Origin of the sequence: Bradyrhizobium sacchari, assembly GCF_002068095.1 — a bacterium.
Lineage (GTDB): Bacteria > Pseudomonadota > Alphaproteobacteria > Rhizobiales > Xanthobacteraceae > Bradyrhizobium > Bradyrhizobium sacchari.
This window is the reverse complement of the sequence record NZ_LWIG01000026.1, coordinates 12,851-17,026: the sequence shown is the minus strand read 5'-3', so window position 1 is coordinate 17,026 and position 4,176 is coordinate 12,851. Positions and strand designations below refer to the sequence as shown.

The following is a 4,176-nucleotide window of genomic DNA, read 5'->3' as shown; positions in this document are numbered from 1 at the left end:
GTTGCCGCCATATTCGACAAAGGCTGCCTGGAGCGAGGGTTCGACCCTTGTGACCTTGGCGAGGTAGATGTTTCCGCGCAGTTGCTTGCGTTGCGCGGTCTCGAAATCAAACTCTTCGACGCGATTGCCGCGGACCACGACGACCCGGGTCTCTTCCGGGTGGGTGGCATCGATCAACATCTTGTTGGGCATGTCTTAACTCTTGGCGGCGGCGGGCACGACTCACCGTGGGCGCGATCTGCGCTGCCGGGTGACGCGACGGTCCACCTGATTCGGGGGTGAGGGGAAGGCCGAAACGCCGTCTCTCGCGCCTTGCCGAACCGGAAGCTTCAGGACCACAGCGGCGCGCGGGATTGTCACTCCGCAGCGTCGCGAATGGTCCTTCAGAGCTCGTCGGCACAGTCTGGCGCATCAAGCGTCGGCCCGTATGAAACATTGGGCGGCGGGGCCGCCCCTCAATCAGTTGCTGCTGGCCAGGCATGGCGCGAGCGCGCTCGCCTTGGGGGTCACGAACCGTCCCCTTGGGATCAAGGGACCGGGTAATGGGTTACGTCGCTGTCAGAACCGTCCCGGAAACGTGGTAACCGGGAACCGTCCGCCGCCGGGGCTTGGCCCGCTCCACCCCGCTGCCGCGCACCGCGCTGGTCATCGAGGGAAACGGAAAACGCTGGAATTCCCAAATCTTGGGAGCTCCGGCGCCGCACCGGGAGGCTGAATGCGACACAACCGGAAATATCGGCCGTCAGCATTCCGTACATACGAGGAATGGACCATCGGTGCAAGGGAGCGTCGCACGACGGTCACAGTCGCCGAGTTTCGCGAATTCGTCATTAAGGATCGATTAACCCTGTGGTTCTATTGCGTTAAAAAAGCTGCTCGGAGGCACGGAAAACGGTGGCGAGCCGCGCAAAACAAAAGGTCTTGCTGGGATGCGCGCTGTTGTGCGTTGCAGCAATGCCGTGTGCCGATTCCTCGCGCCTGAGCGCAGCCGAAAGCCGGCCGCAACCCGCTGTTGCGGCAGCAAATTTTCCAATCGCCTCGGGCGCCCGGCTGGCCGGTGATGGCAAGCAGACCCGCTTCATCCTCGACATCGACCAGACCGTCACGTTCCGCGCCGTGACGCTCGCCGACCCGTATCGGGTGGTGGTGGACGTGCCGCAGGTCAATTTTCAGCTTCCCACCGGGACCGGGGCGGTCGGGCGGGGCCTGGTCAAGGCCTTCCGCTACGGGCTCGTCATGCCGGGTGGCTCGCGAATCGTGTTCGACCTGACCGGGCCGGCCAAGATCGCCAATTCCTATGTGCTCGAGGCGGCCAACGGCCAGCCCGCCCGGCTCGTGCTCGAGCTGGAGGAGGTCGATCGCGCCGCCTTCGTGCAGTCGCTCGCGCCGGACCACCGCCCCGAGCTGCGGCCTGCGGTCGCCGATGCGCCACCCGCGACAATTCCCGCCGCGTCGGCCCCCGAAACCGCGCGGGAGAAGGTCGATAACCGGCCGGTCGTCGTCATCGATCCCGGCCATGGCGGCATCGACAACGGCACGCAGTCGAGCGGCGAGAGCGAGAAGAATCTGGTGCTGGCCTTTGCCCTGGCGCTGCGCGACCGGCTGGACAAGGCCGGCAAATATCGCGTTGTGATGACGCGGGACGACGACACCTTCATTCCGCTCAATGACCGGGTCAAAGTCGCCCGCAACCTCAAGGCTGCGCTGTTCGTCTCGATCCATGCCGACGCGCTGCCGCGGGCCGAGGGCGATGCCCAGGGCGCCACCATCTATACGCTGTCGGACAAGGCCTCCGACGCCGAGGCGCAACGTCTGGCGGACGCCGAAAACCGCGCGGATGCGATCGCCGGCTTCAACCTCGCGGAGGAGCCGACCGATGTCGCCGACATCCTGATCGACCTGACGCAGCGGGAAACCCGCACGTTTTCAAACCGTTTTGCCCATGTGCTGATGGGTGAAATGAAGTCCACCATGCGGATGCACAGGCATCCGCTGAAATCGGCCGGTTTCCGGGTGCTGAAGGCGCCCGACGTGCCCTCGGTGCTGGTCGAGATCGGCTATGTCTCCAACAAGGGCGACCTCGAGCACTTGGTCTCCGAGGGCTGGCGGTCCAAGGCCGTGGGCTCGATGGCGCAGGCGATTGACGGGTTCCTGGCCAAACGGCTGGCGGCGACCGCCGGATCGTCAAATTGACGACCGGGGGATCGTCAAATTGACGACCGGGGAGTTCGAATCGCAGAGGCGTTTTTCCGTCCCGCCGCAAAGGCCCTAGTTTGGCCACAGCGGACGCTTTATAAAAAATGTCGTAGGGGGTTCCGGAATCGGAGAGAATCCCGCTCGGCAAGCGTCTTAGGCCCGGCCTTGATGTAATTGTGTAGGCCGGTGAATTCGCGACGTGAGGTTGGCGCCATTTGGGTGCCAAAGGGCTGATACTGGGCTGATCCAGAGTTTGAACGGATAAACAGATAATGCGCTTGCTGGTGCGGTTCATGGGCTTCCTGTTCGCCGCGGGAACAGTGGTGTTCCTGGTCGGTGTCGGGGCCGTGGCAGGCCTGATCTGGCATTTCTCCAAGGACTTGCCGGACTACTCTCAGCTTCAGGATTACGAGCCCCCGGTGATGACGCGTGTGCACGCGGTCGACGGTTCGTTGCTCGGCGAATACGCCAAGGAGCGGCGGCTGTATCTGCCGATCCAGGCGGTGCCCAAGCTTGTGATCAACGCCTTCCTCGCGGCCGAGGACAAGAATTTCTACGAGCATGGCGGCATCGATTACACCGGCATGGCGCGCGCCGGCGTGCTGTATTTGCAGAACTTCGGCTCCAATCGCCGTCCGCAGGGCGCCTCCACCATCACCCAGCAGGTCGCCAAGAACTTCCTGCTGACCAACGAGGTCTCGTTCTCCCGCAAGATCAAGGAAGCCTTGCTGGCGATGCGGATCGAGAAGACCTACTCGAAGGACAAGATTCTCGAGCTGTACCTGAACGAGATCTATCTCGGCCTCGGTGCCTACGGCATCGCCGCCGCCTCGCTGGTCTATTTCGACAAATCGGTGAACGAGCTGACGGTGGCGGAAGCCTCCTATCTGGCGGCGCTGCCGAAGATGCCGGCGACGCTGCATCCGGTCCGTAACCGCGACCGCGCCATCGAGCGCCGCAACTACGTCATCGACCGTCTGCTGGAGAACGGCTGGATCAAGCAGGCCGATGCCGACAAGTCGCGCAAGGAGCCGTTGGCCGTGACCAACCGCTCGGGCGGCGCGCACACCTTCGCCGGCGAATATTTCGCCGAGGAGGTCCGCCGCGACATCTTCGAGCGCTATGGCGAGAAGAAGCTGTACGAGGGCGGACTTTCCGTCCGCACCACGCTCGATCCGAAGATCCAGGTCATGGCGCGCAAGACCATGGTCTCGGGCCTCGTGAACTATGACGAGCAGCAGGGCTATCGCGGCGCCATGAGCAAGCTCGATATCTCCGGCGATTGGGGCGTGAAGCTCGCCGAGATCAAGTCGCTGTCGGACATCTCGCCGTGGCGCATGGCGGTGGTGCTGGAGACCAGCGACCAGTCGGCGCGCATCGGCTTCCAGCCGAGCCGCGAGCTCGGCGGCGCCGTCAGCAAGCAGCGCGAGACCGGCCTCGTCACCCTCGACGGCGTGCGCTGGGCGCGGGCAGCCCAGGGCAACGCCAAGGGCAAGACGCCGACCTCCGTGGCGCAGGTGCTGGCGCCCGGCGACGTGATCTACGCCGATCCGCTCTACAGCAAGGAGGGACAGCCGGTCGAAGGCCAGTACCGTTTGCGCCAGATCCCCGAGGTCTCCGGCGCGATGGTGGTGATGGACCCGTGGACCGGCCGCGTGCTCGCGATGGTCGGCGGCTTCTCGTTCGACCAGAGCCAGTTCAACCGCGCCACGCAGGCCTACCGGCAGCCGGGCTCGTCGTTCAAGCCGATCGTCTATTCGGCCGCGCTCGACAACGGCTACACGCCCTCGACCGTCGTGCTCGACGCGCCGATCGAAATCGACCAGGGCCAGGGCGCCGGCGTGTGGCGCCCGGAAAACTTCTCCTCGGGAAAGTTCCAGGGACCGGTGACGCTGCGCAACGCGCTGCGGCAGTCGCTCAACACCGTGACGGTGCGCCTCGCGCAGGACATCGGCATGCCCCTGATCGGCGAATATGCCC

General features: G+C 64.5%; 2 protein-coding genes and 1 pseudogene. 2 read left to right on the top strand and 1 reads right to left on the bottom strand.

Annotated elements, in window-relative coordinates:
* The coding region (locus tag A5906_RS44915; protein ID WP_038936185.1) for a hypothetical protein at positions 1-192 on the bottom strand (192 nt) is incomplete at its 3' end.
* 702 nt (positions 193-894) lie between these two features.
* Here A5906_RS44915 and A5906_RS24005 point away from each other — a divergent pair.
* Positions 895-2,193, top strand: coding sequence for an N-acetylmuramoyl-L-alanine amidase (locus A5906_RS24005; protein ID WP_080137762.1), 1,299 nt, complete (start codon positions 895-897; stop codon positions 2,191-2,193).
* A gap of 275 nt (positions 2,194-2,468) precedes the next feature.
* Positions 2,469-4,176, top strand: a pseudogene (locus A5906_RS24000) (penicillin-binding protein 1A); the annotation flags it as partial.